Consider the following 24,102-nt stretch of genomic DNA (forward strand, 5'->3'; position numbering starts at 1 on the left):
CCCCCTGAGGTGCGACGAGGAACGAGCCTCGAAGGGGGTACCTCGACCAACCGAGGGTCAGCCGGGGTCGGACTGGGCGACGACCTCGGTGGCCATCGCGAGGAAGCGCAGGATGGTGGCGACCTGGTCGTCGTCGAACTCGCCCAGGGCGGTCGCCATGGCCGAGGCCATCGGGCCGAACATCGCCCTGGCCTCGACCCCGGCGTGCGCCGTCATCGCCAGGCCGACGCGGCGCCGGTCGCGCTGGTCGTGACGGCGCTCGACGTGCCCCGCACGCTCGAGCCGGTCGATCAGCGTCGTGGTCGCCGACGGGCTGAGCGTCAGCACCTGGGCCAGCTCACCGGGCGTCAGCGACTCCAGCCCCGACTCCCGCGCACCGACGAGCGCCTGCAGCGCCTGCAGGTCCGAGCGGTGCAGCCCCCGTGAGGCGGCGGCGCGGTCGGTGAAGTGCAGCGTCTCGGTCGTGAGCGCCTGGAGCCGGCGCACGACCTCGAGTCGAGGGTCGGGCTGGCCCCCCGGATGCGACGTCATGGTCGTCACCCTATCGTGTGACCGTGGAATCTTTCGATCATCGAACTTTCTTTCTTGCTCGCCTCGTCGGCCGGGGCCGCTCGGTCGCCGTGCTGCTCGTCGGCCTGCTCCTCGGTGCCGCGGTCCTGGCGTTCGCGCCGAGCCCGACCGAGGGCAACGACGCCGGGTCCAACCTCCCGGACGATGCCGAGTCGTCCCTCGCCGCCGAGCGCCTCGCCTCGCTTCCCGACGGCGACGAGGCGCCGGCGATCGTGGTGTTCTCCCGCGACGGCGGGCTCGACGCCTCCGACCTCCAGGCCGCGAGCGAGCGCGCCCAGGCCCTGGGCGAGGCCCTCGGCGTCGAGGCGCTCGGACCGATCCCGTCCGACGACGGGACCGTGGCCCTCGTCCAGGTCCCGGTGACGGGCGACCTGTCGAACGAGGAGAACAGCGAGCTCGTCGCCGAGATCCGTGACGTCGCGGCTGCCGACCTCCCCGACGGCCTGACGACCCAGGTGACCGGCGGCCCCGCCGTCCAGGCCGACCTCGGCGAGGTGTTCTCCGGCGCCGACACGCGCCTGCTGCTCGTGACAGCCGCGGTCGTCGCCCTGCTGCTGATCATCACCTATCGCAGCCCCTGGCTCTGGATCGTCCCGCTCGCCGTCATCGGCCTCGGGGACCGCGTCGCGGCAAAGGTCGTCGACACGATCTCTGCGTGGTCCGGCCTGGCGGTCGACGGCTCGATCACCGGCATCACGTCGGTCCTGGTCTTCGGCGCCGGCACCAACTACGCGCTGCTGCTGATCGCGCGCTACCGCGAGGAGCTGCGCGGGCACGAGAGCCGGCACGAGGCGATGCGTCAGGCCGTCGGCGCCGCGGCACCCGCGATCCTCTCGAGCTCGGGCACCGTCATCCTGGGCCTGCTCACGCTGCTGCTGGCCGACTCCCCGTTCGTCAGCCGGATCGGCCTCGCGGGCGCAGCGGGCCTCGCCGTCGCCGTGTTCTTCGCCCTCGTCGTCCTGCCCGCCGCGATGTCGCTGCCGGGACGCTGGCTGTTCTGGCCGTTCGTGCCGAAGGTCGGCGACGACGACGCCGCCCACCGCGGACTCTGGAGCCGGGTCGGTCCGGCCGTCACGCGCCGCCCCGCCGTGGTCACGCTGGCCGGACTGCTGGTGCTCGTGACGATGGCGCTCGGCGCGCTCGGCCTGCGCACGGGGCTCGCCCAGGACGAGCAGTTCCTCGACACCCCCGAGTCGATCGCGGCTCAGGCCACGCTCTCGTCCGCGTTCCCCGGTGGCACCGCGTCACCCACGACGATCGCCACGACGCCCGACGCCGCCGAGGACGTGGCTGCCACGGCGAGCGAGGTCGAGGGCGTGCAGTCCGCGACGGTCGCCCCCGGCGGCGACGACCAGACCACCGAGATCCGCGTGGTCCTGGAGTCCGACCCAGGCAGCGAGCAGGCCCTCTCGACGATCGAGCGCCTGCGGACCGCCGCGCACGACGTCGACCCGGGATCACTCGTCGGCGGGCTCGATGCCGAGGCGGTCGACGAGGCGGCCACCGCGGCCTCCGACCGCACGACCGTCATCCCGCTCGTGCTGGCCGTCGTGCTCGTGATGCTGCTGGCGCTGCTGCGCTCGGTCGTCGCGGCCGTCCTGCTCGGGGCGACGACGGTGCTCTCGTACCTCTCGGCGCTCGGCGTCGGCTGGCTCGTGTTCGACCACGTCCTGGGCTGGCCCGCGATGGACGTCAGCACCCCGCTGCTCGCCTTCATCTTCCTGGTGGCCCTCGGGGTCGACTACAACATCTTCCTCACGGCACGGGCCCGTGAGGAGATGGCCGCGACCGGCGACGCGACGGGGTCGATCGTGACGGCCCTGGCCGTGACCGGCGGCGTGATCACCAGCGCCGGCATCCTGCTGGCGGCGGTGTTCACGGTGCTCGGCGTGCTGCCCCTGGTGCTGCTGGCCCAGCTGGGCGTGCTCGTGGGCTTCGGCGTGCTGCTCGACACCGTCGTGGTGCGCGGCTTGGTCACCCCGGCGATGGTCGCGTGGATCGGGCCGCGGTTCTGGTGGCCCAGCCGCCTCGGCACGGGAGGCTGAGGTACCCCCTTCGAGGCTCGTTCCTCGCACCTCAGGGGGCGGTCAACATCCCGCCCCGCGAGGTGGGCTGAGGTACCCCCTTCGAGGCTCGTTCCTCGCACCTCAGGGGGCGGTCAACATCCCGCCCCTTGAGGTGCGAGCGAGGAACGAGCGAGCCTCGAAAGGGGCACCCGCACCACCCGTAGCGGATCCCAGGCGTGGCGGAACGGATCTCCTGCCCGGAGGGCGGAGATCAGGTCGACGCCAGATCAGCTGGCGTCGCGGTCCTTGAACCGATCAGCGAGGTCCGGCCTCTCAGCGAGCTCGGCGTACTGATCGGGGATCGGTTCACCGTCCTCGCCGTGGAGCTCTCGTTGCAGATCGCTGAAGTCCGGATCGAAGGTCCGGTACTTGAGATCGCGTGCAACCTTGGTCTGCTTGGCTTTCGCACGGCCGCGCCCCATGGGTCGACCCCCTCGCACAGTGATGTCGGTATGTCGTGCTGACCAGCCTACCGAATCACCCGCGAGAATGTCTCACGGGGGCTATGCGTGTTCGCCCACAACCGTCACGGAGCCTCCGGGGCCGTGGACCCCCGCCTCGGCGACCTCGCCGGCGACCCAGGCCTCGATGCCGTGCTCCTGCAGCAGCCGCACCGCCGCGTCGGCCGTCTCGGGCTCGACCAGGGCGACCATCCCGACCCCGACGTTGAGGGCCTGCTCGAGCGCCGGACGCTCGACCTCGCCGAGCTGGGCGACCAGCCCGAAGATCGGGTCGGGCGACCACGTGGCGCGGTCGATGCGGACCGAGACTGACTCCGGCACGACCCGCTCGAGGTTGGCGGCGAGGCCGCCGCCCGTGATGTGCGACATCGCGTGGACGCCGCCGGCGCGAGCCAGGGCGAGCGACGGGAGCGTGTAGAGGCGGGTCGGCGTGAGCAGGGCCTCGCCCAGGGTGGTGCCGAGCTCGTCGACCTGACGGTCGAGCGACCAGCCGGCCAGACCGAAGAACACGTGCCGCACGAGCGAGTAGCCGTTGGAGTGCAGCCCGGAGGACGCCATCGCGACGACCGCGTCGCCCGGACGGACGAGCTCGCTGCCGAGCAGCGCATCGGCCTCGACGACACCCGTGGTGGAACCCGCCATGTCGTACTCGTCCGGACCCAGCAGGCCGGGGTGCTCGGCGGTCTCGCCGCCCAGCAGCGCGGTGCCGGACTCGGCGCACGCCTGGGCGATGCCCTTCACGATCTCGGCGATGCGCTCGGGCACGACCTTGCCGGTGGCGATGTAGTCGGTCATGAACAGCGGCTCGGCGCCGCAGACGACGAGGTCGTCGACCAGCATCCCGACGAGGTCGAAGCCGATCGTGTCGTGCTTGTCCATGCGCTGCGCGATCTGGACCTTGGTGCCGACGCCGTCGGCCGAGGTGGCGAGCAGCGGGCGGCGGTAGTCCTTCAGCGCGGACGCGTCGAACAGGCCGGCGAACCCGCCGATGCCGCCCACGACCTCGGGACGACGCGCCTTCTCGACCCAGGTCTTCATGAGCTCGACGGCACGGTCGCCCTCGGCGACGGAGACCCCGGCTGCCGCGTAGTCGGTCACTGGATCACCTTCAGCGTCGTGGTGTCGGCCGGCAGCTCCAGGAGGTGCTTGCCGATCAGGTCGTCCTCGGGCAGCGCGACGGGGTAGATCCCGTCGAAGCAGGCCCGGCACAGGTTGTCCTTGGGCACCTGGGTCGCCTCGACGAGGTCGTCGAGCTCGACGTAGGACAGCGAGTCGGCCCCGATCGAGCGGCAGATCTCGTCGACGCTGATGCCGTTCGCGATGAGCTCGGCGCGCGAGGCGAAGTCGATGCCGTAGAAGCACGGCCACTTGACCGGTGGGCTGGAGATGCGGACGTGCACCTCGGCGGCGCCGAACTCGCGCAGCATCCGCACGAGGGCGCGCTGGGTGTTGCCGCGGACGATCGAGTCGTCGACGACCACGAGGCGCTTGCCGGCCACGACGTCGCGCAGCGGGTTCAGCTTGAGGCGGATGCCGAGCTGGCGGATCGTCTGCGACGGCTGGATGAACGTGCGGCCCACGTAGGAGTTCTTGACCAGGCCGTGACCGAACGGGATGCCCGACTCGGCGGCGTAGCCGATCGCCGCGGGCGTGCCCGACTCCGGCACGGGGATGACCAGGTCGGCCTCGACCGGCGCGGTGTTGGCCAGCTTGCGACCGATGCGCTCGCGGACGCTGAAGACGCGCTGGTCGTTGATCGTGGTGTCGGGGCGCGCCAGGTAGACGTACTCGAAGATGCAGCCCTTGGGCGCGGCCTCCGCGAAGCGCTCGCTGCGCAGGCCGTTCTCGTCGATCGCGATGAACTCGCCGGGCTCGATCTCGCGGATGTAGGACGCGCCCACGATGTCGAGGGCGGCCGTCTCGCTGGCGACGACCCAGCCGCGCTCCAGGCGGCCGAGCACCAGCGGGCGGATGCCCTGCGGGTCGCGGGCGGCGTAGAGCGTGTGCTCGTCCATGAAGACGAGCGAGAAGGCGCCGCGCACCTTCGGCAGCACCTCGAGGGCCGCCTCCTCGACCGAGCGGTCGCGGTAGGAGGCGAGCAGGCTGGCCATGGCGGCGGTGTCGCTGGTGGCGGTCTCGTGCTGGCGGCTCTCGCCGGCCGTGCGCTGGTCGAGCAGGTCGACGAGCTCGGCGGTGTTGGTCAGGTTGCCGTTGTGGCCGAGGGCGACCGAGCCCGACGCGGTAGGCCGGAACGTGGGCTGCGCGTTCTGCCAGACGCTCGAGCCGGTCGTGGAGTACCGGGCGTGGCCGATCGCGATCTCGCCCTTGAGCGACTCCAGCGTCGACTCGTCGAAGACCTGGCTCACCAGGCCCATGTCCTTATAGACGAGGATCTGGCGGCCGTTGCTGACCGCGATGCCCGCGGACTCCTGGCCACGGTGCTGCAGCGCGTACAGGCCGAAGTAGGTCAGCTTCGCGACCTCTTCGCCCGGCGCCCAGACGCCGAAGACGCCACAGGCGTCCTGAGGACCGCGATCCTGGGGATCGATGTCGTGGGTCAGTTGACCGTCGCCGCGCGCCACGAGCACCAGTGTAGGGCCGTGGTGGGGGCCGGCGGACCACCCGCTGCGGACGCGGACGCGATGTGGTGACATCGAGGCATGGCGACGGCCTTCTGGTTCGGGGTGGCGACGGCGGTTCCGCTGATCATCGGCGCGGCCGTCGGGCTGCGCTGGCAGCTGCCGACCCCGGTGCTCGCGGTGCTGATGGCGTTCGGCGCGGGCACCCTGACCGCTGCGGCTTCTGAGGAGCTGTTCGGCCCGGCGTTCAGGTCCGAGGGGGTCGTCCTCGCGGGCCTGGCGCTGATGGCCGGCGCCGGTGTCTACGTCCTGGCGAGCCACCAGCTCGACCGCAAGCTCGGTGCCGCGGCGGCCGGGTGGGCGCTGCTGCTGGGCGCGGTGCTCGACGGCATCCCCGAGAACGTCGCGCTCGGTGTCGGTCTGGTCGAGGGCGGCAGCATCGTGCTGCTCGTCGCGATCGTCGTCGGCAACGTGCCCGAGGCGGTCAGCAGCGGCGCGCTGCTCGGCCGGTCGAGCTTCGGGACGGCGCGCGCCATCGGCCTCTGGGTCGTGACGGGAGCGGTGCTGATCGCCTGCACGGTCGGGGCCTACGCCGCGTCCGACGTGCTCGGCGGCACGTCGATCGCCCTCGTCCAGGCCTTCGCGGGCGGCGCGACCATCGCGGTGCTCGCCGACACGCTGTTCCCGGAGGCGTACCGGGAGGGCGGCTGGTGGGTCGGCGTCGCCACCGCGGCAGGCTTCCTCACCGCCTTCGCGCTGGGCTGACGCCAGGAGTTCATCCTGCGGTGCCGCCCAGATCTGGTGAGATGGGGCCATGAGCGACAACCACGTCAGCGTCGAGCGCGTCATCGCGGCACCCGCGTCGGAGATCTTCGCCGTGGTGGCCGACGCCGGACGGCACCAGGAGATCGACGGCTCGGGGAGCCTCCAGGGGCTCAAGGGCGCCTCGGAGCCACTGCGCCTCGGGTCGGAGTTCGGCATGTCGATGAAGCAGGGCCTGCCCTACACGACCAAGAACACCGTCGTGGAGTTCGAGCAGGACCGGCTGATCGCGTGGAAGACGACGGGCCTCGGCGGCCTGGTCGGCGGGCGCATCTGGCGGTACGAGCTGGAGCCGACCGGTGACGGCACCCGCGTGCGCGAGACCTGGGACGTGAGCGAGGACAAGCAGCGCTTCTTCCTCAAGCGCAGCTCCATGCCGACCGGCACGGCGAAGGCCATGTCCAAGACCCTCAAGCGGCTCGCGGGCGTCGTCGAGAGCTGACCTGCGGTGCTCGAGACGCTGCTCGGCGCGACGGCCCTGACCACCGGGCTCGTCGCCGGGCTGTTCGCGGCGTTCGCCTACGCCGTGATGCCCGGGCTGAGGCTCGCCGACGACGACGCCGTCGTGCAAGCGATGCGCGGGGTGAACCGTGCGATCCTCAACCCCGTCTTCGCTGTGCTGTTCGGCGGCTCGTTCCTGCTCGGCATCGCCGCCACGGTCGCTGCGCGCGGCACCGACGGGTTCGGGTGGGCCGTGGCGGGACTCGCGGGATACGTGGCGACGCTCGTCATCACGATCGGTCGCAACGTGCCGCTCAACGAGGCGCTGGAGCGGGGCACGGCACCGGCGGCCGAGCTGCGTGCCGCCTTCGAGCGTCCGTGGACGCGGTGGAACGTGGCGCGCACCGTCACGAACGTCGCCTCGACCGGGTGCTGGCTCGCCGCGCTCGCGCACGTCTGAACCGCCGCGGACCTTGGTCTCCGGAACCTAGCGAGCGCCACCGGCCGCCGCCTAGGCTGACTGTGACTGTCGTCACAGCCCAGCGAGGAGCGCCATGACCACCCTTCCCCCCGCCACCTTCCTGCCGGACTTCCTCGAGCACCAGGCCCGCGTGCAGCCCGACGCGACCTGCTGGATCTACGGGGACCGCACGTGGACCTTCGCCGAGGCGTGGGAGTCGGTGCGGCGCACCGCAGGGGCGCTGCAGGCCGCGGGCATCGGGCGCGGCGACCGCGTCGCGGTGCTCGAGAAGAACAACCCGGCGATCCTCCAGCTCATCCTGGGCGGCAGCCTCGTGGGTGCGGCGACGACCGTCGTGAACTGGCGCCTCGCCGGCGACGAGCTCGACTACGTGCTCAACGACTGCGGTGCGCGGCTGGCGGTCGTCGGTGCCGACCTGCAGGAGGCCTACGACCTCGTCGCCGACCGGCTGGAGCACGTCGAGCGGGCGATCGCCCTGGGCGGCGAGCAGGACCAGTTCGAGGCGTTCGTCGCGGCCGAGCCGATCGACCGCCAGGGCGACGTGACGCCGGACGACGTCTGCGTCGTCATGTACTCGTCGGGAACGACCGGCCGACCCAAGGGCGTGCAGCTCACGCAGCACGCGATGGTGCAGCACTGCCGCGTCGGCGGCGGCGATGCCGAGTACGGCGAGGGCTCGATGATGATGGTCGCGATGCCGATGTTCCACGTCGGCGGCACCTCCTACGCGCTGCTCGGCCTGACGCACGGCATCCCGGCGTTCATCGTCAAGGAGGTCGACCCGGGCCTCATGGCCGCCGCGATGATGGCGGGCTGCACCCATGCCTTCCTCGTGCCGCCGGTGATCGCAGCACTGCTGCAGGCCGGCGAGCAGGCCATGGCCCTGTTCGGTCGGCTGCGCCAGGTCGGCTACGGGGCGGCGCCGATGCCGCCGCCGGTCGTGCGCGCCGTCATCGCCGCGTGGCCGGACACGACGTTCATGCAGGTCTACGGGATGACCGAGTTCGGCGGCGTGATCTCGGTGCTGGGCGACGCGGCCCACCGCGACCTGGAGCGGCCCGAGCGCCTGCTCTCGGTCGGCCAGCCGGTCGAGGGTGCCGAGCTGCGGGTCGTCGACCCGGGCACGCTCGAGGACGTCCCGGCGGGCGCGTCGGGCGAGCTGTGGTTCCGCACCGAGCAGGCCACGATCGGCTACCTCGGTCGGCCCGAGGCCACCGCCGAGCTCATCACCGACGACGGCTGGGTGCGCACGGGCGACGTCGGGCGGGTGGACGACGGCGGCTTCGTGTTCATCGAGGACCGCATCAAGGACATGATCATCACCGGCGGCGAGAACGTGTACTCCCCGGAGGTCGAGCGGGTCCTGGCCGAGCACCCGGCGGTGCTGGAGGCCGCCGTGATCGGCGTGCCCGACGAGCGGTGGGGCGAGACGGTCAAGGCGGTCGTGGCGCTGCGGCCGGGGACGTCGGCCAGTGCCGAGGAGCTCATCGCCTTCGCCCGGGAGAAGCTGGCGCACTACAAGGCCCCGACGACGATCGACGTCATCGAGGCCCTGCCCCGCAACCCCTCGGGCAAGATCCTCAAGCGCGACCTGCGCAAGCCCTACTGGGCCGCGCAGGAGCGCCAGGTCTGACTCGTGCCCCGCACGATGTGGTCACTCCGGCCTCGCTTTCGCGGCGAAACCGTGGCCGGAGTGACCACATCGTGCGGGTTCAGGTCAGCGGGAGGTGGGGCGTGAGGTCGGAGCGCTCGCCGCTGGCCTTCACGCGGAACGCCGCCCGCGCCTCGGCCCAGGTCGTCGTGCCCCGGGCGAGGGCGATCCAGGTCTGCGCGTCGGTCTCGACGACGGCCGGCGGGGTGCCGCGGGTGTGCTTCGCGCCCTCGACGACCTGCACCGCGGCGAACGGCGGGACCCGGACCTCGACGCTGTGACCCGGCGACCGGGCCTCCAGGACCGCCATGAAGTGCCGCGTCGCCGCCGCCAGGTCGGCCCGCTCGGTGCCCCCGGCGTCGAGCCGCGCGAGCACCTGCGCCAGCTCAGCAGCGGGCAGAGGAGTCAGTCGGCGAGCCACCACCCCAGGCTATCCACCCCGGGGCGGTGACTGAGGGACCAGTCGTGGGCCCGCACTCGTCTCTAGGTCACCGCCCGCGCCCGGCACACGTCCCTAGGTCACCGCCCGCGCCCGGCACACGTCCCTAGGTCACCGCCCGCGCCCGGCACACGTCCCTAGGTCACCGCCCGCGCCCGGGGGCGGGGTGGGGAAGGTGGGGGCACACTGGCGGCATGGATCCGCGGGCACGCATCGGCGAGCTGATCTTCGCGCGCGTGGCCGGCGACGAGGGAGCCGCCCGGCGCGACCGCATCCACTTCGCCGAGGGGCCCCGCCGGTTCGACGCCGACGCCGCCGTCGTGCGGGTTCACGGCGACGCCTCGATGTTCGTCGGCGGCATCCGCGCCCTGCTGCTGCAGTCGCTGCACCCGCTCGCGATGGCCGCGGTCGACCAGCACTCCGGGTTCCGCGGCGACCCGTGGGGCCGACTGCAGCGCACGAGCTACTACCTCGCCGTCACGACGTTCGGCACGGTGGCCGACGGCGACCAGGTCATCCGGGCCGTGCGCGCGGTCCACGACACCGTGACGGGCACCGCCCCCGACGGGCGACCGTACGCGGCGTCCGACCCGCACCTGCTGCGGTGGGTGCACGTCGCCGAGATCGACAGCTTCCTGCGCGCCCACGACCGCTACGGCGCCGAGCCGCTCGACCCGGAGGGCCGCGACCGCTACGTCGCCGAGACCGCCGGCGTCGCTCGCCAGCTGGGCGCCACCGACGTGCCGGAGTCGGTCGCCGAGCTCGACGAGGTGCTCGCCGACTACCGGTCGGAGCTCATGAGCACCCCGGCCGCCCGACGGACGGCGCGCTACCTGCTGCTGACCCCGCCCGTGCCCCTGCCGCTGCGTGCGCCCTACTCGATGCTCGCCGCGGCTGCGGTGGGCCTGATGCCCCGGTGGGCCCGGCTTCCGCTCCGCCTGCCGTGGCTGCCGGTCGCCGAGGCCACCGCGGTCCGGCTGGGCGGGGAGACGGCCGTGCGGACGATCCGCTGGGCCATGTCGTCGCCGCAGACGCCGCCATCTGGTTGAGGCGGGCTGAGGTGCCCCCTTCGAGGCTCCTTGGTCGCACCTCAGGGGACGGGGTGCTCGCACCTCAGGGGGCGGGAACGGGGACGACCCGGTCGAGGAAGGCGAGGTACTGGCCGACCGCCACCTCGAACGGCTCACCGACGTAGATGTCGAAGTGCCCCACGTCGTGGTGGTGCACCTCGATCGCCGACGACCGGGCCAGCTGGCGGGTCGTCGTCCGGGAAGGAGCGACGGAGTCGCGATCGCACACCGCGGCCAGCGTCGGGGTCGTGATGCGACGCGCGCCCCGACCGGGGCCGTAGAGCATCACCTCGACCGCGGCACGGGCCGCCATGCGGTTCTCGAAGTCCGGCGCGTCCGCCGTGAGGACGTCCATCGCGGGCTTCGCGTCGGGTGCGGTCATGAGCGCCGTGGTGCCGGGCTGACCCGACCCGGCGACGTACACCGGGTCGCGGCCGAGCAGCCGCGACACGAGGTCGCGGACGGCGAGCCAGGTGACCTTCAGCGAGGTCAGCGGCGGGATCGTGCGGAGCGAGGCGATGCCGTCGGTGAACGGGCACTGGGCGATCGCGGCCGCGAGGTCGTGCCGCTTCGCCGCCAGGGTCAGGGCGTGCCCGCCGCCGAAGCTCGTGCCCCACACGACGACCCGCGCCGGGTCGACGCCCGGCAGCGTGCGCGCGTGGGCGATCGCGGCGTCCCAGTCCCGCAGCTGGCTCCGGACCGACAGCACCTGCCGCGGCCCGCCGCCACTCCCGCCGAACGAGCGGTAGTCGAACGCCAGCGCGGCGTACCCGGCGTCGTTGAAGCGCTGGGCGAACGCGTCCAGCCCGGCGGACTTGACGTAGCCGAGCCCGTGACCCAGCACGACGACCGGCGCGGGCTCCGTGCCGGGCGGCGCGTAGTACCAGCCCTCCACGGTGGAACCGTCGACCTCGAACGTGACCGTCGTCCTCATCGTCGTCCTCTCGGCTCAGAGCGTCAGCACGCGGCCGGCGATCACGAGCAGCACCTGGTCGCACTCGGCGGCGACGGCTTGGTTGGCCCGACCGAGCATGTCACGAAACACGCGACCCGACCGGTGCTCCGGCACGACGCCCATCCCGACCTCGTTCGTCACCACGACGATCGGCTGCTCACTCTCGGCCACGGCGCGGGCCACGGCGGCGATGCGCTCGCGCAGCAGGGGCTCCCACTCCTCGAGCACGGCGTCCCAGGCGTCGAGCTCGTCGAGCTGGGCCGTGATCCACGTGCCGAGGCAGTCGACGACGACCGCACCCTCGGCCGCGGCGATGGCCCCCGGCAGGTCGACCGACTCGACGGTGACCCAGTGCTCCGGTCGACGCGAGCGGTGCGACGCGACGCGCGCCGCCCAGTCGGGGTCGTCCTCGACCTCCGTCGGGGGCCCGGGAGCGACGTACGTGACGACCGGCTCGCCGACCACCAACGACTCCGCGTGGAAGGACTTGCCTGAGCGGACCCCGCCGGTCACGAGCACCTTCATCGAGCACCTCCGTCGCTGCTCCCCACAGTAGCCGCGTCGGCGCTCGACTTGCAGTCGGCGAACCCAGTGCCAGAGTTGCCGGATCGGCCGCACCACGTTTCACGAGGAGCACAGCCCATGACGGACGCAGCACCCGCACCGCAGGACGCACCGCAGCAGACCGAGGAGCTCCAGCGCTCCATCGGCGGCCCGCTCCTGTACTTCTACGTGCTGGGCGACGTCCTCGGCTCCGGCATCTACGCGCTGATCGGAGTCATGGCCTTCACGGTCGGTGGCGCCTTCTGGCTCTCGTTCGTCATCGGCGTCTCGGTCGCGATCCTGACCGGCTTCGCCTACGCCGAGCTCATCACGAAGTACCCGCAGGCGGCCGGCGCCGCCCTGTACGCGCACAAGGCCTTCAAGAGCCCGCCCGTCACGTTCCTCGTGACGTTCTGCCTCCTCGCCGCCACCGTCGCCGCGGCCGGCACGCTGGCCCGGGTCTTCGGCGGCACCTACTTCGAGTCGGTCACCGAGGGCACGGTCCTCGAGGGCATGTCGACCACGACGGTCGCGATCATCTTCATCGTCACCCTGTCGCTGCTGAACTTCCGCGGCATCAGCGAGTCGGTGTGGGCCAACGCGATCATGACCGCCGTCGAGACGATCGGCCTGGCCATCGTGCTGCTCGTCGGCATCCTCGTGGTGGTCAACGGCGACGCGAACTTCAGCCAACCGTTCGACCTCAACGACGGCAACCCCGCGCTGGTCGTGCTGGGCGGCGTGGCGCTGGCGTTCTTCGCGATGACCGGCTTCGAGAACGCCGCGAACATCGCCGAGGAGGTCCGCGAGCCGAGCAAGGTCTTCCCGAAGGCGCTCCTGGGCGGCATGTTCACGGCCGGCGTCCTCTACATGGTCATCGCGTTCATCGCCTCGATGGTCGCGCCGATCGAGGACCTCTCGGCCGACAGCGGCGAGGGCGGCAGCCTCCTGACGGTCGTGCAGGCCGGACCGCTCGCGATCCCGGAGGAGATCTTCGCGGTGATCGCGCTGGTCGCCGTCACGAACACCGCTCTCGTCTCGCTCGTCGCGCAGTCACGGATCATGTACGGCATGGCGAAGCAGGGCATCGTGCCCCGCATCTTCGCCCGCACCCACGCCACGCGCCGCACCCCGTGGGTCTCGATCATCTTCACCGCCGCCCTGGTGTGCATCCTGCTGGCGACGGCCGACGTCGATCGCCTCGCCACCGTCACCGTGGTGTTCCTGATCGTCGTCTACGGCATGGTCTGCCTCTCGGCCCTCGTGCTGCGACGCGGCGACGGGGTCGACCACGAGCACTACCGAGCACCGACGTTCCTGCTGTACGCGGGCATCGCCGCCAACGTCGCCATCCTCGTCCACACCGCGATCGACGACCCTGGCTCACTGGTGTGGTGCGGTGGCATCCTGGCGATCGGTGTGGTCATGTACTTCGTCAACCGGCTCGCCATGAAGGGCGACCCGACCTCGATCGATCCGGCCGAGCTCACCGGATGACCTGAGCTCACTCACCTCCTGGGGGTTGCCATGCACGTCCTCGTCGCCACCGACGGATCTCGCCAGTCTCACGACGCGGCGAAGTTCCTGCGCAAGACCGTCGACCCGAAGACCGTCACCAAGGTCTCGGTCGTCGCGGTCGTCAGCCCGCTCGCCGCCGTGCCGTTCGTGACGGACGACGAGGACTCGGGCATCAACGAGATGTCGTTCCGCGCCTCGGCCGAGAAGGCCGTGCTGAGCGTCGCCGCGGAGCTCACCGACTGGGGGCCGCCCGTCTCGACCCACGTCTACGGCGGATCGCCGGCGGGCGAGATCCTGAAGGCCGCGACCCGGTTCAGCTCCGGGCTCATCGTCATGGCGAGCAGCAGCACCCGCACGCAGGCCGCCCTGATGGGCTCGGTCGCGAACAAGGTCGTGCTCCAGGCCAACGCTCCGGTGCTGGTCCACCGGCCCGCCGCGCGCAAGAAGGCCGCCAAGAAGAAGTGACGTGATCGGGCCCGGCGACCCGGTCGCCGGGCCTAGCATCACGGCATGCGCGTCCACCACCTCGTCGCGGGCCGGATGGCCCCTCCCCTCGGTCCCGCGATCATCTGCCACGTGCTGCTCGTCGAGCACCCCGACGGCCTCGTGCTGGTCGACAGCGGCGTGGGTCGCGACGACCTGGCCGACCCGAAGCGACTCGGCCCCACCCGGCACCTGCTGAGGCCCCAGCCGGGCGTCACCGCGATCGACGCCGTCGAGCAGGCGGGCTTCGACCCCGCGGACGTCGCCCACGTCGTGCTGACGCACCTGGACTTCGACCACGTCGGCGGTGCGGTCGACTTCCCCGACGCCACGTGGCACACGACGGCCGCCGAGTGGTCGGCCGCGACGACCGACATCAAGGGCATCGAGAAGACGCGGTACCGCCAGGCGCACCTCGGGGGTTCCCCGACCGTGCGGAGCCACGCCGGCGAGGGCGACTCGTGGCGGCACGGACTGTCGGCGATCGAGGTGCTCGACGGGATCAGCCTCGTGCCCATGATCGGTCACACGCGCGGCCACGCGGCCGTCGCGGTGCAGGGCACTCGGCCCGATGGTGGGGAGGGCCTGGTCCTGCACGCCGGCGACGCCGTCTTCGACGCGAGCCACTACGACCCGAGCCTGTCGAAGGTCGGGATCCTGCGCGCGTTCGAGAAGTCGGTCGCGCGGATCCCGAAGCGGTTGAAGGGCAACCACGCGGCGCTCGCCACGCTGCACGCCGACCCCGAGGTCACGGTCGTGAACGCCCACGACACCCGCGTCTTCCCGGGCTGATCCCGCCCGCCCGACGCGGCTGAGGTGCCCCTTTCGAGGCTCCTCGTTCCTCGTCGCACCTCAAGGGACGGGGGCTCCGAGACCTGAGGTGCCCCTTTCGAGGCTCCTCGTTCCTCGTCGCACCTCAAGGGACGGGGGCTCCGCCCCTTGAGGTGCGAGGAACGAGCCTCGAAAGGGGTACCTCAACCACCGGGGGTCGTGGGCCAGCGGCGGTTCCACTGGACGACCTCGCGAACCCCGACGTCGGGATCCTCGGCGAGGGAGTCCATGACCTCCGGCGGCGTGACCGGGTGCGCGCCGACCCACCGGCGCACGGGCGCCGACTCGTCCCGCGCCAACCAGGTCAGCACCTCGGGCGAGGCCTGCGGGCTGCGGGCGACGCAGCAGCGCACCGACATCTCCGGATCGACCGCGAGCGACTCCAGCACCTCGACCGGCACGTGTGCGTTGAGGGCCGCGCTCTCGCGCACGCGCGGGTCGGGTGACGTCGCCATCAGCGCGACCCGCCGCAGCTTGCCGTCGCTGACGCCGGGCGAGGCGAACGTCGCGACCGGCGGCGCGGCCATCGCCGCCACCATCCGCTCCCGCGCGTCCGGGCCCCAGAAGCTCACGCACGACATGGGTCAGCCCCTCACGATCCCGACTTCGCGTTGACCTCGTACGAGGTGTTGATCGACTCGAAGAAGTTCACGAGCTGCAGGGTGTCGTTGGCCGTCGCCATCCACTTCGCCGGGTTGGCGACGCCGTAGTGCGGGCCGAAGCCCAGCTCGTCGAGCCGACGGTCGGCCAGGTAGCGGACGTACTGGTTGATGTAGTCGGCGTTGACCCCGAGGATCCCGTTCGGCAGGAGGTCGCGGTTGTACGCCTCCTCCATCTCGACGGCGTCGAGGATCATCTGGCGGATCTCGTCGGCGAACTCCGGCGTCGCGATGTCGGGGTTCTCGTCGAGCACCGTCAGCACGAGGTTGATGCCGAACTTCAGGTGCAGGCTCTCGTCACGCACGATCCAGTCGATCAGCGAGCCGAAGTTGCGCAGCAGGTTTCGCTGGCGAAAGCTCAGCGCCACCATGAAGCCCGAGTAGAACCAGATGCCCTCGAGGATCACGTTGTAGGCGATGAGGTTGCGCACGAAGTCGCGCTTGCCCTCGGTCGTGGTGATGTCGAGCGTCTGCTCGGTCATGCGCTTGATGAAGCGGACCTCGAAGTCCTCCTTGGCCGCCATCGACGGCACCGTCACGTGCGACTCGTACGCCGCGACGCGGTCGATCGGGAAGGTCTCCAGCACGTACTCGAAGCTCATGCAGTGATTGGCCTCCTCCCACATCTGCTTCGCGAGGTAGAGGTGGCACTCGGCGGCGTTGACGTACGGGTAGACCCCGAACGCGAGCGCCTTGTTGACGAGGAGCTCGTTGGGGTTGAAGTAGCTCATCAGGAACGTGAGGGCGTGCCGCTCCTCGTCGCTCATGCGCTCGAAGTCGGCCAGGTCCTCGCCGAGCTGGATCTCGTTGGGGAACCACGTGTTGGCGACGGCCTGGTCGTACAGCTCCATGGCCCAGGGATAGGTGACGGGCTTGAGCAGAAGTCCCTGCTCGATGCCGGTGCCGAGGATGCCCATGCGGGGGTCTCGCTTTCACAGATGGGAGTGGGGTGGGGGTGGGGGCTTCGAGGCTCGTCGCCAGAGCTCCTCGCACCTCAGCCACCGGTGGTCGTCCCCGGTGGTTGAGGTGCGACGAGGAACGAGGAGCCTCGAAGCCACCTCAGGTCAGGAACGGACTACTGGCAGGACTCGCACTGGAGGCGCTCCTGGGGGTCGATGGGGCACGCGGCCCCGTCGACCATCTCGAGCTCCTCGACCTCGGCGGGGACGACCTCGACGGCCGGCTCCTCCACCGCGACCGGGGCAGCCACGGCACCGAAGCCGCGGCCGGCCGGGGCCGGAGCCGACGGGGTGGCCGAGCCGAAGCCGCGCCGCGGAGCGCCCGCGCCCGCCGCCGACAGGGCCTCGCTCTTGTTGACCTTGACGGTGCTCTGCTCGGCGGTGTGCCGCGGCATCATGTGCAGGTAGTACGTCGTCTTGACGCCCTTCTTCCAGGCGGCCGCGTAGAGCTCGACCATCTCGCCGACGTCCCGGCTCTGCAGGTAGATGTTGCGGCTGATCGCCTGGTCGATCCACTTCTGAGCGCGGGCCGCGACCTCGAGGAACGCGTAGGGCGTGAGCTGGAAGCTGGTCTGGTAGATCTCGACCAGCTCGGCAGGCACGCCCTCGACCTTGGAGAGGTCGCCCTGGTGGCGCAGCAGGTCCTCGCGAACCGTCTCCCACAGCCCAAGCTCACGCAGGTCCTCGACGAGGTTGCGGTTGACCTCGAGGAACTTGCCGGAGCTCGTCGCGCGGCTGAAGATCTGGCTGAACTGCGGGTCGAGGCCCGGCGTCGTGCCGGCCACGAGGCCGATCGACGCGGTGGGCGCGATCGCCATCAGCGTGGAGTTGCGGATGCCGCCGGCCACCTTGGCCCGCAGGGCGTCCCAGTCGAGGCGCGTGGTGCGGTCGACCTCGACGGGCACACCGCGGTCGGCCTCGAGCTTCGCGATCGAGTCGAACGGCACCATGCCGCGGCTCCAGCCCGAGCCCTCGAAGTTCGGGTAGGCACCCCGCTCGCGGGCCAGGTCGGCCGACGCGTCGATCGCGTGCCAGCTGACGAACTCCATGATCTGGTCCATGAGCTCGTAGGACGCGTCCGAGGCGTACGAGAAGCCGAACTTCTCGACGACGTCGGTGAAGCCCATGACGCCGAGGCCCAGCGCTCGGTTCTCCTCGTTGGAGCGCTCCGACTCCGGCACCGAGCTCAGGGTGATGTCGATCAGGTTGTCGAGCTGGCGCACCGCGAGGCGCACGGACTCGGCGAGACGGTCCCAGTCGATCTTCGCGTGCTGGCGACGACCCGTCACGTGGCGCGACAGGTTGATCGAGGCCAGGTTGCAGACCGAGGTGTTCTCGCGGTCCTGCGGCAGCGTGATCTCGGTGCAGAGGTTCGACAGGTGGATCGTGCCGGTGTTGTCGTTGAGGGCACGGGTGTTGATCGTGTCCTTCCACGTCAGCCACGGGTGCGAGGTGCTCTGCAGGCTCACGAGGATCGCGCGGAACTGCTCGCGGGCGCCGACCTTCTTGTGGCGCAGCTCGCCGGCCTCGGCCATCGCCGCGTACTCGGCGTACCGGCGGCTGAAGGCGCTGCCCGTCAGCTCCACGAGGTCGGCCACGTCCAGCGGGTCGAACAGGTACCAGGGCTCGTCGTTCTGCACGCGCTTCATGAAGTCGTCGCTGATCCACACGGCGGTGTTCGCCGTGCGGGTGCGGCGGTACGGGTCGCCGGAGTTCTGGCGCAGGTCGAGGAACTGCGGGAAGTCGAGGTGCCAGTTCTCCATGTAGAGGCACAGCGCGCCGAACTTCTTGCCGCCCCGGCTGATCGCGCGCAGCGTCGAGTCGATCGTGTGCATGAACGGGATCGGACCGGTCGAGGTCGTGTTGTTGGACCGGATCGGCGAGCCCTCGGCGCGCAGCTTCGTGACGGACAGTCCGATGCCGCCGGTGCCCTTGCTGAGCACCATGACGTCGCGGACGCTCTTCGCGATGTGCTCGATGTCGTCCTCCATCTGCATCACGAAGCAGTTGGAGAGCTGGGGGTACGTCGTGCCGGCGTTGACCAGGGTGGAGCCCGCGGCGAGGTACTCGAGGCGGCTCATCTTGTCGTAGAACGTCAGCGCCGCGGCCGTCGGATCGAGCTCGTTGAGCGCCAGACCCATCGCGACGCGCATCCAGAAGAACTGCGGCACCTCGAGCGGCGTGCCGTCGGGCTCGGTGATCATGTAGCGGTTCCGCATGGTCTGTGCGCCGATGTAGCGCAGCAGGTCGTCGCGGTCGGGGTCGATCGCGGCACCGAGCACCTCGAGGTCGAAGGCCTCCGCGAGGCGGTCGTCGAGCAGCCGGAGCTCGACGCCGCGCAGGACCGAGGCGACGAAGGCCGGTCCGCACAGCGTGGAGACCTCGTCGCGGGTGACGCCCTCGCCGAAGATCTTCTTGTAGAGGCTCTTCACGAGCAGCCGGGCCGCGATCGTGTCGAAGGCCGGGTCGTCCTTGACGTTGCCCAGCGCAACGCCGATGACGGCCTCGTCGAGCTGTTCGGACGTGATGCCGTCGAACAGCGTGATCTCGAGCTCCGAGCGCAGCTGCGTGGCGCGCTCGACCTCGTGGTCGAGGCCGGCGGCGGCCTCGGTGATGGACTGGGCGATCTCGTAGCCGTCGTACGGAACCTTCGTGCCGTCGCGCTTGATCACGGTGATGCTGCTGGCGGTGCTCATGTGGTCGACCCCTCGTCGAACTCGTCGTGTGCGTCACGTCCGCAAGGACGGGGACGACGAGGAAACGGGGTCCGTGAGACCTGTCCCCTGACCCTCCCACGGGGTCGCGGACCTCACCGATGTCGGTGAGCACTGGCAGGTCTTCGGACTCGCGGGCCCGGCCTGTCGGCCGCCTACTGGACGTCGCTTCCCAAGATCTCTCTCAGTGCTGATGACGTCGGTCGTTCCCACTCACCGCTGCGGGGCAGTTCCGGTCTTGCACCGGATTCCCTCTTGCGACGACCGCCCTGGCGGGGCGGCCGAACCAGCTGCGTGCGCCACCATATACGGGAAATCACACGGATGTAACCCCTAGATGTAGTGACCCGGTGCGGGAGTCCGCCGTTCCAGCGAGAAGTCGCACCCCGGCGGAGGCACCCACGTGGAAAGGTGGCCCCATGAGCGACAGGCCGTCCCTGAGCGACCGGGCGACCGGCTGGGCGTTCCTCGTCTGCGGCGCGTTGCTGCCGATCGCGGTCGCCGGGCGCTGGGCCACGACGGGCGAACCGCTGTGGGCCGAGTCGAGCGAGCTGCTCGTCAACCTCGCCGCGCCGACCCTGATGCTCGTCATGACCGCCCTGTTCCTCACGTTCGGCGCGGTGCTGCTCGAGTGGACCAGCTCCGCCAGGGCCCTGTCGGCGACGCTGGTGCTGACCCTGGTCTTCATCGCCCTCCTCGGCGCGATGTGCCTCGTGGCGCCGTCGGAGATGGTCGGCCAGGGCCGGGGCGCGCCGCGGACGGAGACGGCGGCCGTCGTCACCGGCATCGTCCTGCTGACCGCGGTCGGTGCGATCTGCGCGCTCACCGCGGCGGTCGCACTCAGACGACGATCACGGGACCGCCAGGGGCCGGCGGACCACGAGGTCTGACGTCAGAGACCCGCCTGGAGGCGCAGTCCGGCGAGCAGCAGGTCGAGCCCGGCGCGGAACTGCACGGCGTCGTCGTGGCCGGAGAACTCCTCGACGATGTGCGTGACGAAGGGATACTCGGCCGGATCGAGCGCGCGCCATTGGTCGGCGTAGCGCTCGAGGTACTCGTCGCGTCCGACCTTCCCCTCGACGACCTCGCGCGGTGGCTCCTGGCCCAGGTCGGCCGCCGTACCCACGACGAAGCCGATCACCGCCGAGACCGCGTGGAACTGCTGGAGCGGCGTGAGGACGCCCAGCCGCAACACCTCCTGCCCGAGTCGGTCGTACATCTTCAACGACCAGGGCTGGAGGCCGGTGCTGCGCATGAAGTACGCGCCGAGCCACGGGCGGTCGACGATCGCGTCGAACAGCGTGAGCGCGACGGCCCGGAGGTCGGCGATCGGGTCGTCGGTGCGGGCGAGCCGATCGATGGCGCCCAGCACGCCCTCGAGCACGTGGTCGGTGGCGCGGTCGAGCAGCTCGTCCTTGCTCGCGACGTACCAGTAGATGCTGGCCACGCCACCCCCCAGCCGCTCCGCGAGCGCGCGGAAGGTCAGGGCCGGCTCGCCGGCCTCGTCGAGCAGCGCGACGGCCTCGCTCAGGACGGCGTCCATCGAGTGCGACGCGCGCGGACGGCCGCCTCGGCGGCGGCCCGCGGGGGGTCCTTCGGGCGGTGCCATGGCTCACATCCCATCACATCTTGTGCAACATCGAACAATGTTCTATGTTATCGAACGGTGTTCGAGACTCGAACACCGTTCGATACTTCCCGAGAGAGGAGGCGGTCGCGATGACCACCACCACGACTCCCACCCCCAGCCGCACCTACCCGTCGCTGCGCGCGGCGTGGATCCCGCTCGCCGCCCTCTGCCTGGCGTTCTTCGTCGAGATGGTCGACAACACCCTGCTGACGATCGCGCTGCCCACGATCGGGCGCGACCTCGGCGGCGAGACCACGACGCTGCAGTGGATCACCGGTGCCTACTCCCTGACGTTCGGCGGACTGCTGCTGACAGCGGGCGCGACTGCCGACCGCCTCGGACGCCGCCGCGTGCTGCTGGTCGGCCTCGCCGCGTTCGGCGTCCTGAGCCTGCTCGTCGTCCTGGTCTCCACCGCTGGCGAGCTCATCGCCCTGCGGGCCGGGCTCGGCATCTGTGCCGCTGCGATGGCACCGATCACGAACTCGCTCGTGTTCCGGCTCTTCGAGGAGCAGGCGCTGCGCATGCGCGCCATGACGCTGATGATCGTCGTCGGCATGTCGGGCTTCGTGCTCGGCCCGCTGCTCGGCGGCACCGCCCTCGCGCACGTCAGCTGGGAGTGGCTGCTCGTCGTCAACGCCCCGATCGCCCTGATCGCCGGCATCGGCGTCTGGAAGGGCGTCGCCCCCGACCGCCGCGAGGACCTCACCGACGACCGGCTCGACCTCCCCGGGGCCCTGCTCAGCATCGCCGCGATCGGCCTGGCCTGCTACACGCTGACCAACGCCGTCGAGCACGGCTGGCTCGCCGCCACCACGCTGCTGACCGCCACCGGGGCAGCCGCCGCCCTCGCGGGGTTCGTCTGGCACGAGCGCCGCACGCCCTCGCCCATGCTGGACCTGCACCTGTTCCGCAACGCGACCGTCCGCGGTGCCTCGATCGCGCAGATCGGCACGTCGATCGCGATGGCCGGCGTCATGTTCGGGCTGATTCTGCACTTCCAGTACGCCTACGGCTGGAGCCCGGTGCGGGCCGGCCTGGCCAACCTGCCGCTCATCGTCACGATGATCCTGGCCTCGCCCCTCTCGGAGTCGCTGGCCAAGCGGTTCGGTCACCGCATCGCGTGCCTGATCGGCGCCGGCCTGCTGTCGGCCTCCCTCGTCGCGATGGCGTGGGGCGTCGAGCACGGCTACCTCGCGATCGCCGCCTCGATGGTCGTGATGACGATCGGCCTGCGCACCGTCATGACGATCTGCGCCGTCGCGCTGGTCGACGCGATGCCCGCCAACCGGACGTCGATGGGCACCGCCCTCAACGACACCGCCCAGGAGGTCGGCACCAGCGTCGGCACGGCCGTCGTCGGAACCCTGATCGCCGTGCTGGTCACGACGCACCTGCCGTCAGGGGCGTGGAGCGCCGACCTGGTGGCCTCGTTCTTCCACGGCGAGCGCGTGCTCTTCGGCGCCCTGGCCGTGGTGGTGGGGGCCGTGGTCGGCTGGGGCGCCCTGACCCTCACCGACTCCCACTCGGTCGAGGAGCACTGAGCCCACCCCCGTCCCGCACGATGTGGTCACTCCGGTCACGGTTTCCCGTCGATTCCGTGAACGGAGTGACCACATCTGGTGGGTTCAGGCGGGGGTCGTGACGAGGATGCCGGTGGCGTCGGCGTAGAGGTGGTCGCCCGGCTCGACGCGAGCGCCGCCGATCGTCACCGGCACGTCGACCTCGCCACGGCCCTGGCGGTCGGAACGGCGCGGGATCGAACCCAGGGCACGGACGCCGATGTCGAGCGTCCGCAGGATCTCGACGTCGCGCACAGCACCGTTGATCACGACCCCGGCCCACCCCTGCGCAACGGCACCCTCGGCGATCATGTCGCCGAGCAGCGCGACCGTGAGCGAGCCGGCCCCGTCGACGACGAGCACCGCCCCCTCGCCGGGAGTCGCCAGCAGCTCCTTCACGCGGGAGTTGTCCTCCAGGCAGCGGACGGTCCGGACGGGGCCGTCGAAGACCTCGCGCCCGCCGAAGTCGAGGAACCCGGCGGCCACAACGCGCGCCGCGCCGCCGAGCTCGTCGGACAGGTCAGGTGTCGTGAAGGACGTCATGGCGACAGCCTCACAGACCACCACGACCCTCGCCACGCCGGCGGGCATGAGACGCACCACGTAGGTTCGGGGCATGACGACACGGGAGTTCTGGCGGAGCGTCGCGGCGATCCACGACGTGGTCTACTTCGCGCCGGACGCCAAGCAGCGGTACGAGGCGATCGGGCTGAAGGGCTTCTGGATGGGCTACGCCGCCTCGCGTTCGGCCGCACTCGGCACTCCCGGGCCCGAGGTCGTCACGGCCGTGTTCCACGGCTTCGCCCCCTGGATGGTGGCCCGTGCGCTGCCCGACGCGTGGTCGATGGCCGACCGCGACGAGATCCTGCGCGTGCGGCTCGACATCGCCCGCGACCGCGTCGTCGAGGCGATCGGCGACCAGGACGTGACCCGCACCGCCGACGCGACCCAGCGCCTCGTCGAGCAGCTCGACCTCGCCGGACGCCCGCTCGCGGCCGCGCACGCCGCGCTGCCGGTACCGGACGACCCGATCGAGCGACTCTGGAACGCCGTGACCGTCCTGCGCGAGTACCGCGGCGACAGCCACGTCGCGGTCCTGACGGCGGCCGGCATCGGCGGCGCCTCCGCGAACGCCCTCGCCGTCGCGACCGGCCTCGTCCCCGAGAACCAGCGCGACTTCCGCGGGTGGAGCGAGCAGGAGTGGGCCGACGCGTTCGGACGGCTCCAGCAGTTCGGCTGGGTCGAGGGGACCACGGCGACCGAGACCGGCCGGGCCGCGCGCGAGCGACTCGAGGACGCGACCGACCGATCGTGCGGAGCGGGCCTCGACCAGGAGGCCACGGCACGTGCCTACGCCCTCGCGAACGACCTGCTGCCGATCGCCCGGGCCGTCGAGGCGTCCGGCGCCGTCAGCTACCCCAATCCCACCGGCGTCCCACGGCCGTAGGTCCGCGGGCTGAGGTACCCCCTTCGAGGCTCCTCGTTCCTCGTCGCACCTCAGGGGGCGGAGAGGTGCCCGCCCGAAGCCCCGGGCTGAGGTACCCCCTTCGAGGCTCCTCGTCCCTCGTCGCACCTCAGGGGGCGGACACCACCCGCCCGAAGCCCCGTGGCTGAGGTACCCCCTTCGAGGCTCCTCGTTCCTCGTCGCACCTCAGGGGGCGGACACCACCC

General features: G+C 71.2%; 24 protein-coding genes and 1 riboswitch. Of the genes, 12 read left to right on the forward strand and 12 right to left on the reverse strand.

The features are described 5' to 3' along the window. Positions 1-57 precede the first annotated feature (57 nt). Positions 58-531 carry a MarR family winged helix-turn-helix transcriptional regulator gene (locus tag ABD127_RS11800; protein WP_344201630.1) on the reverse strand — a complete coding sequence of 158 codons (474 nt, stop codon included), beginning with the start codon at positions 529-531 and terminating at the stop codon, positions 58-60. A gap of 23 nt (positions 532-554) precedes the next feature. Here ABD127_RS11800 and ABD127_RS11805 point away from each other — a divergent pair, with 23 nt between their 5' ends. Then, on the forward strand, positions 555-2,615 hold the full coding sequence (locus ABD127_RS11805) for an MMPL family transporter (protein WP_344201632.1): 2,061 nt from the start codon (positions 555-557) through the stop codon (positions 2,613-2,615). 248 nt (positions 2,616-2,863) lie between these two features. Here the strand turns inward: ABD127_RS11805 and ABD127_RS11810 are convergent, their stop codons facing one another. From ABD127_RS11810 to purF, 3 genes are all read right to left on the reverse strand, one after another. Continuing rightward, a complete protein-coding gene (locus tag ABD127_RS11810) occupies positions 2,864-3,058 on the reverse strand; it encodes a DUF3073 family protein (protein WP_344201634.1) in 195 nt (64 codons plus the stop codon). Between the two features lie 81 nt (positions 3,059-3,139). Beyond that, positions 3,140-4,135, reverse strand: coding sequence for a phosphoribosylformylglycinamidine cyclo-ligase (gene purM / locus ABD127_RS11815; RefSeq protein WP_425545825.1), 996 nt, complete (start codon positions 4,133-4,135; stop codon positions 3,140-3,142). 56 nt (positions 4,136-4,191) lie between these two features. Then, a complete protein-coding gene (gene purF, locus ABD127_RS11820; RefSeq protein WP_344201638.1) occupies positions 4,192-5,679 on the reverse strand; it encodes an amidophosphoribosyltransferase in 1,488 nt (495 codons plus the stop codon). A gap of 78 nt (positions 5,680-5,757) precedes the next feature. On the opposite strand from purF, the gene ABD127_RS11825 reads away from it, so the two are divergent. The 4 genes from ABD127_RS11825 to ABD127_RS11840 all read left to right on the forward strand — a co-directional run bounded on the left by ABD127_RS11825 (position 5,758) and on the right by ABD127_RS11840 (position 9,053). Next, the gene (locus ABD127_RS11825; RefSeq protein ID WP_344201642.1) at positions 5,758-6,441 is read left to right on the forward strand and encodes a ZIP family metal transporter; all 684 of its coding nucleotides are present in this window, start codon (positions 5,758-5,760) and stop codon (positions 6,439-6,441) included. Positions 6,442-6,490: 49 nt separating this feature from the next. Continuing rightward, positions 6,491-6,940, forward strand: a complete 450-nt coding sequence (locus tag ABD127_RS11830) for an SRPBCC family protein (protein WP_344201645.1) — start codon at positions 6,491-6,493, stop codon at positions 6,938-6,940. A 6-nt stretch (positions 6,941-6,946) separates the two neighbouring features. Next, positions 6,947-7,399, forward strand: a complete 453-nt coding sequence (locus tag ABD127_RS11835; RefSeq protein WP_344201647.1) for an anthrone oxygenase family protein — start codon at positions 6,947-6,949, stop codon at positions 7,397-7,399. A 94-nt stretch (positions 7,400-7,493) separates the two neighbouring features. Further along, entirely contained in the window at positions 7,494-9,053 is a 1,560-nt protein-coding gene (locus tag ABD127_RS11840; protein ID WP_344201649.1) for a long-chain-fatty-acid--CoA ligase, read from the forward strand. A 79-nt stretch (positions 9,054-9,132) separates the two neighbouring features. Here the strand turns inward: ABD127_RS11840 and ABD127_RS11845 are convergent, their stop codons facing one another. Beyond that, positions 9,133-9,492, reverse strand: a complete 360-nt coding sequence (locus ABD127_RS11845; protein ID WP_344201652.1) for a sterol carrier family protein — start codon at positions 9,490-9,492, stop codon at positions 9,133-9,135. A 212-nt stretch (positions 9,493-9,704) separates the two neighbouring features. On the opposite strand from ABD127_RS11845, the gene ABD127_RS11850 reads away from it, so the two are divergent. Next, positions 9,705-10,559 carry an oxygenase MpaB family protein gene (locus ABD127_RS11850; protein ID WP_344201655.1) on the forward strand — a complete coding sequence of 285 codons (855 nt, stop codon included), beginning with the start codon at positions 9,705-9,707 and terminating at the stop codon, positions 10,557-10,559. Between the two features lie 64 nt (positions 10,560-10,623). On the opposite strand, the gene ABD127_RS11855 is transcribed toward ABD127_RS11850, so the two are convergent. After that, positions 10,624-11,514: an alpha/beta hydrolase gene (locus ABD127_RS11855; protein ID WP_344201658.1), complete on the reverse strand. Its 891-nt coding sequence runs from the start codon at positions 11,512-11,514 to the stop codon at positions 10,624-10,626. Between the two features lie 15 nt (positions 11,515-11,529). Continuing rightward, entirely contained in the window at positions 11,530-12,060 is a 531-nt protein-coding gene (locus ABD127_RS11860; RefSeq protein ID WP_344201661.1) for a bifunctional adenosylcobinamide kinase/adenosylcobinamide-phosphate guanylyltransferase, read from the reverse strand. 117 nt (positions 12,061-12,177) lie between these two features. On the opposite strand from ABD127_RS11860, the gene ABD127_RS11865 reads away from it, so the two are divergent. From ABD127_RS11865 to ABD127_RS11875, 3 genes are read left to right on the forward strand one after another with little or no spacing between them, the layout of a single operon-like run. After that, the gene (locus ABD127_RS11865; protein ID WP_344201664.1) at positions 12,178-13,575 is read left to right on the forward strand and encodes an APC family permease; all 1,398 of its coding nucleotides are present in this window, start codon (positions 12,178-12,180) and stop codon (positions 13,573-13,575) included. 30 nt (positions 13,576-13,605) lie between these two features. Continuing rightward, a complete protein-coding gene (locus ABD127_RS11870; protein ID WP_344201666.1) occupies positions 13,606-14,061 on the forward strand; it encodes a universal stress protein in 456 nt (151 codons plus the stop codon). 45 nt (positions 14,062-14,106) lie between these two features. Beyond that, the gene (locus ABD127_RS11875) at positions 14,107-14,871 is read left to right on the forward strand and encodes an MBL fold metallo-hydrolase (RefSeq protein WP_344201668.1); all 765 of its coding nucleotides are present in this window, start codon (positions 14,107-14,109) and stop codon (positions 14,869-14,871) included. Between the two features lie 182 nt (positions 14,872-15,053). Here the strand turns inward: ABD127_RS11875 and ABD127_RS11880 are convergent, their stop codons facing one another. The 3 genes from ABD127_RS11880 to ABD127_RS11890 all read right to left on the reverse strand — a co-directional run bounded on the left by ABD127_RS11880 (position 15,054) and on the right by ABD127_RS11890 (position 19,224). Beyond that, positions 15,054-15,491: a hypothetical protein gene (locus ABD127_RS11880; protein ID WP_344201671.1), complete on the reverse strand. Its 438-nt coding sequence runs from the start codon at positions 15,489-15,491 to the stop codon at positions 15,054-15,056. Between the two features lie 11 nt (positions 15,492-15,502). After that, positions 15,503-16,486: a ribonucleotide-diphosphate reductase subunit beta gene (locus ABD127_RS11885; RefSeq protein ID WP_344201673.1), complete on the reverse strand. Its 984-nt coding sequence runs from the start codon at positions 16,484-16,486 to the stop codon at positions 15,503-15,505. Positions 16,487-16,644: 158 nt separating this feature from the next. Next, positions 16,645-19,224 (reverse strand): ribonucleoside-diphosphate reductase subunit alpha, encoded by a 2,580-nt coding sequence (locus ABD127_RS11890; protein ID WP_344201677.1) that lies wholly within the window; start codon positions 19,222-19,224, stop codon positions 16,645-16,647. Between the two features lie 117 nt (positions 19,225-19,341). Further along, positions 19,342-19,549, reverse strand: a riboswitch (cobalamin riboswitch). 112 nt (positions 19,550-19,661) lie between these two features. Here ABD127_RS11890 and ABD127_RS11895 point away from each other — a divergent pair. Further along, positions 19,662-20,132: a hypothetical protein gene (locus ABD127_RS11895; protein ID WP_344201680.1), complete on the forward strand. Its 471-nt coding sequence runs from the start codon at positions 19,662-19,664 to the stop codon at positions 20,130-20,132. Between the two features lie 2 nt (positions 20,133-20,134). Here ABD127_RS11895 and ABD127_RS11900 read toward each other — a convergent pair whose 3' ends face one another. Next, entirely contained in the window at positions 20,135-20,851 is a 717-nt protein-coding gene (locus ABD127_RS11900) for a TetR/AcrR family transcriptional regulator (protein WP_344201683.1), read from the reverse strand. A 110-nt stretch (positions 20,852-20,961) separates the two neighbouring features. On the opposite strand from ABD127_RS11900, the gene ABD127_RS11905 reads away from it, so the two are divergent. Continuing rightward, positions 20,962-22,413, forward strand: a complete 1,452-nt coding sequence (locus ABD127_RS11905) for an MFS transporter (RefSeq protein WP_344201686.1) — start codon at positions 20,962-20,964, stop codon at positions 22,411-22,413. An 84-nt stretch (positions 22,414-22,497) separates the two neighbouring features. Here the strand turns inward: ABD127_RS11905 and rraA are convergent, their stop codons facing one another. Further along, positions 22,498-22,974: a ribonuclease E activity regulator RraA gene (gene rraA / locus ABD127_RS11910; protein ID WP_344201689.1), complete on the reverse strand. Its 477-nt coding sequence runs from the start codon at positions 22,972-22,974 to the stop codon at positions 22,498-22,500. A gap of 73 nt (positions 22,975-23,047) precedes the next feature. Here rraA and ABD127_RS11915 point away from each other — a divergent pair, with 73 nt between their 5' ends. Further along, positions 23,048-23,878: an SCO6745 family protein gene (locus tag ABD127_RS11915; RefSeq protein ID WP_344201692.1), complete on the forward strand. Its 831-nt coding sequence runs from the start codon at positions 23,048-23,050 to the stop codon at positions 23,876-23,878. Positions 23,879-24,102 lie beyond the last annotated feature (224 nt).

This window comes from Aeromicrobium alkaliterrae, assembly GCF_039529015.1.
In the GTDB taxonomy this organism is placed as follows: Bacteria; Actinomycetota; Actinomycetes; order Propionibacteriales; family Nocardioidaceae; genus Aeromicrobium; species Aeromicrobium alkaliterrae.

What these genes read in the sequence shown, in the direction of transcription:
- ABD127_RS11800 (WP_344201630.1), bottom strand. Translation starts at nt 531, where the DNA reads ATGACGTCGCATCCGGGGGGCCAGCCCGACCCTCGACTCGAGGTCGTG.
- ABD127_RS11810 (WP_344201634.1), bottom strand. Translation starts at nt 3,058, where the DNA reads ATGGGGCGCGGCCGTGCGAAAGCCAAGCAGACCAAGGTTGCACGCGAT.
- purM (WP_425545825.1), bottom strand. Translation starts at nt 4,135, where the DNA reads ATGAAGACCTGGGTCGAGAAGGCGCGTCGTCCCGAGGTCGTGGGCGGC.
- ABD127_RS11825 (WP_344201642.1), top strand. Translation starts at nt 5,758, where the DNA reads ATGGCGACGGCCTTCTGGTTCGGGGTGGCGACGGCGGTTCCGCTGATC.
- ABD127_RS11830 (WP_344201645.1), top strand. Translation starts at nt 6,491, where the DNA reads ATGAGCGACAACCACGTCAGCGTCGAGCGCGTCATCGCGGCACCCGCG.
- ABD127_RS11840 (WP_344201649.1), top strand. Translation starts at nt 7,494, where the DNA reads ATGACCACCCTTCCCCCCGCCACCTTCCTGCCGGACTTCCTCGAGCAC.
- ABD127_RS11850 (WP_344201655.1), top strand. Translation starts at nt 9,705, where the DNA reads ATGGATCCGCGGGCACGCATCGGCGAGCTGATCTTCGCGCGCGTGGCC.
- ABD127_RS11855 (WP_344201658.1), bottom strand. Translation starts at nt 11,514, where the DNA reads ATGAGGACGACGGTCACGTTCGAGGTCGACGGTTCCACCGTGGAGGGC.
- ABD127_RS11860 (WP_344201661.1), bottom strand. Translation starts at nt 12,060, where the DNA reads ATGAAGGTGCTCGTGACCGGCGGGGTCCGCTCAGGCAAGTCCTTCCAC.
- ABD127_RS11865 (WP_344201664.1), top strand. Translation starts at nt 12,178, where the DNA reads ATGACGGACGCAGCACCCGCACCGCAGGACGCACCGCAGCAGACCGAG.
- ABD127_RS11870 (WP_344201666.1), top strand. Translation starts at nt 13,606, where the DNA reads ATGCACGTCCTCGTCGCCACCGACGGATCTCGCCAGTCTCACGACGCG.
- ABD127_RS11875 (WP_344201668.1), top strand. Translation starts at nt 14,107, where the DNA reads ATGCGCGTCCACCACCTCGTCGCGGGCCGGATGGCCCCTCCCCTCGGT.
- ABD127_RS11880 (WP_344201671.1), bottom strand. Translation starts at nt 15,491, where the DNA reads ATGTCGTGCGTGAGCTTCTGGGGCCCGGACGCGCGGGAGCGGATGGTG.
- ABD127_RS11885 (WP_344201673.1), bottom strand. Translation starts at nt 16,486, where the DNA reads ATGGGCATCCTCGGCACCGGCATCGAGCAGGGACTTCTGCTCAAGCCC.
- ABD127_RS11890 (WP_344201677.1), bottom strand. Translation starts at nt 19,224, where the DNA reads ATGAGCACCGCCAGCAGCATCACCGTGATCAAGCGCGACGGCACGAAG.
- ABD127_RS11895 (WP_344201680.1), top strand. Translation starts at nt 19,662, where the DNA reads ATGAGCGACAGGCCGTCCCTGAGCGACCGGGCGACCGGCTGGGCGTTC.
- ABD127_RS11900 (WP_344201683.1), bottom strand. Translation starts at nt 20,851, where the DNA reads ATGGCACCGCCCGAAGGACCCCCCGCGGGCCGCCGCCGAGGCGGCCGT.
- ABD127_RS11905 (WP_344201686.1), top strand. Translation starts at nt 20,962, where the DNA reads ATGACCACCACCACGACTCCCACCCCCAGCCGCACCTACCCGTCGCTG.
- rraA (WP_344201689.1), bottom strand. Translation starts at nt 22,974, where the DNA reads ATGACGTCCTTCACGACACCTGACCTGTCCGACGAGCTCGGCGGCGCG.
- ABD127_RS11915 (WP_344201692.1), top strand. Translation starts at nt 23,048, where the DNA reads ATGACGACACGGGAGTTCTGGCGGAGCGTCGCGGCGATCCACGACGTG.